The sequence below is a fragment of the Waterburya sp. genome (genome assembly GCF_058530065.1).
In genome coordinates this window covers 1-2,794 of sequence record NZ_JBZNBU010000404.1, presented here as the reverse complement: position 1 = coordinate 2,794, position 2,794 = coordinate 1, and the positions used below count along the sequence as shown (strand labels likewise).

General features: G+C 39.5%; 1 protein-coding gene. It reads right to left on the bottom strand.

Annotation, left to right across the window (positions count from 1 at the left end; translation table 11 throughout):
• Nucleotides 1–144 precede the first annotated feature (144 nt).
• The coding region (locus tag AC33VI_RS22870) for a translocation/assembly module TamB domain-containing protein (RefSeq protein ID WP_491784567.1) at nucleotides 145–2,794 on the bottom strand (2,650 nt) is incomplete at its 5' end.

The following is a 2,794-nucleotide window of genomic DNA, read 5'->3' as shown; positions in this document are numbered from 1 at the left end:
TGCGCTTTTCACATGGGTAGACCACATAATTAAACTTTAAAAACTAAGAACTAAAAACTAAAAACTACGAACTAGTAAATTTTCCCAGAGAGCTATTCAACTGAAAACGGCTGTAAGTGCAACTTCAAGGAGAAATGGTATTACTTAAAACCTCGATTCAAATTCAATCGAAAATCTAGTATTACCTTGTTCCTCATTATTTTCATCTAATTCTTCTTGACTGAGTATAGAACGAAAGTCAGTAGAACCCCTCAAAACAAAGTTTTGATCCAGACGATAGCGAAAACCATATTGAGCAGGAATCTCGTTGACATTGAGAATTTTCAACACCGAAAAAGAGAAATTATTAAATAGATCGAAAGCAATTTCCCCTGCTAAACCATCATCAGTACCATCATCGGGATTATCCTCATCGTCAATAATTTGGGTGGGAAATAAACGCAATTCACCTATGGGAAAAGCATTATTAAATTCGGAATTGAGGCTGCCAAATAATGCCGAACCCGCCAAACTAGCCAAGCCAAAAGTACTAGTATTATTGGCTAAAGTTTCTACAAAACCACCCCCCAATAGGGCGACAATTTCTGCTTGGCTGCGGGAAGGACTACTAGTGAGTTCGATTCTATTAGTAATTTGACTGGCGAGTCCTTTTACTTTCGCTTCAATCCTGACGGTTTCTAAAGTACCCAAAGTATCGGCATCGGGTTTTTCTGTGGGAGAAACTTCACTAGGAATCGATCTATTAGCTGTGGTTTCAATTGCCGAACCCACTAACAATACATCTAAAAAAGGATCGAGAATATTGTTACTGGAAAAACGAGCCGTATTTTGATAATCTCTAGATAAATTTAGCTGAGTTGTAAATAAATTTACTTGACCCCTTTCTAGAATAATTGTCCCATCTGGGCTAGGTTGCAAAAAAGTACCATTAATATTTAGATCTCCTGTAGAGAGGAAAGTAAAGATTGGCGGTTGGCTGATTTGAATATTGTTGCCTAATTTGAGTTTGAGATTTTTATATTGAGTAATGGCAGCAATACTTTCTTCCGTATTATTTCGTTTGAGCGCGCTAATTTTACTTCCTGTAGTTATATTTTTTTCTGGTTCAATATTGGTATCGGTTTCATCAACCAATAAAATAGTTCCGTCTAATAGGGTCATGCTACCTGTAATAATCGGCTCGGTAACTTTGCCTAAAATTTGCAATCTGCCTTGTACCCCGCCATCGTACAACTTGGGAACATCAACGGTGATATTATCGAAATCGATGGTTAGGGGATCGCGAGTCCCGTTTTTACCTAAGGGTATAGTACCTGCTGCTAAGATTTGACCACCGCCAAAATCTCCTTCAAAATTATTAATTCGGATCTTGTTGAGATCGAAAAAGATTTCACTGTTAATCTCAGTAAGTAAATTATTGGGTAAATTTTTAATCGCTATCTTAGCATTTTCTATATTTGCAGTTCCCTGTGCCACCAATTTCCGAGGTAGGTTTTGTTTGGCATCCAATACCCCAGAAATATCAAGGACTATTTTTCCTTTACCATCAAGCCACTTCAATTCCCCCCTCGAAAAAATATCTAATAACGCCAAACCTCTATCTTTGACATTTAGTTGTAGTTCCAAGCGATCGCTCTCTGGGGAAACTTCGGCAATAGGCAGTTTATAGGGAATGCTACCTTTAAGAATCAAAGGATCGGCATCCTGGACAATATTACTACTAGCAGAAAACTCCAAACGAGCGTTGCGATAGTTAAAACTCCCCTTGGTAGATTCGATGGAAGTCTCATTGAGAGAAGCATTATCGATTCTAATTTCTCCTCTAGCTTGGGGATCTTTTTGAGTACCTGCCAAACTAGCAGAAGCATTAATTAAGCCATCTAAAGCTAATTCGGAAGGAAGAGAGAATAGTCGCTCGATTAACTTGACGGGAATTTCTACCAATCTAAATTGTCCCGATTGAGTTTCACCGCCAAATGTACCCGTAAACAGAAGGGTTGGGGTAGAGCGATCGATCGCTTTTTTAGCTGGGGCATCGCCTCCCGCGTTTTGGGGATTTTGTAATTTGATGGAAATAGGCAACAGGGTCAAAATTCCTTGTTTCAGATTGCCTTTAGCCACAATCTCTTGACTGGTTAAATCTCCCCACTGCCATTTTTCTCCTAAAAATTGAAATTCCGAAGTCAAACCGTCATTTAAAGAGCCTGAAACATTCACTTCTCCGTCAAATTTGCCCCTCAAGTTTTTAATTGGGGGAATTATTGCCGTTTGTCGCTCTCGATCGATCGAAGCCAACCAAGCTTCAATAGCTGAAATTAATTGTAGTTGCTCGAAAATATCGGCATCTTTTAAACCTACCGCAAACAAAGGTGGCTGAGTCGATTCTGAGGACTGGTACAAATTATCTGCCGTGCCATAGTTGCGATCGCTAAAAATGCGACTGAGATCGGTCAATTCAAATATTTGCAAGGCTACCAGAATATCTTGTATTTGTCCCCCATTAATCGATACTCGACCATCAACGAGGAAATCTTCTGGTTTTTGGGTAATGCTGCCTTCTAGTTGATAGGTACTATTTCTCTGTCGGAATTCCACATCTTGAATAGCAAAAGAGCGATCGACAAATTGAAAACTACCTGCCAACAGATCTCCGCGAATACTACCTAAAGCGGGGGATTCGATCGTGACATTTTCTCCCGAAGTTGCCAGAGTTTCGAGGTTAAAGGTAAAGTCTCCCGATAATTCTCCATCTACGGGTTGAATGGCAAAATTTTCTGGGACTTCGATATCTTCG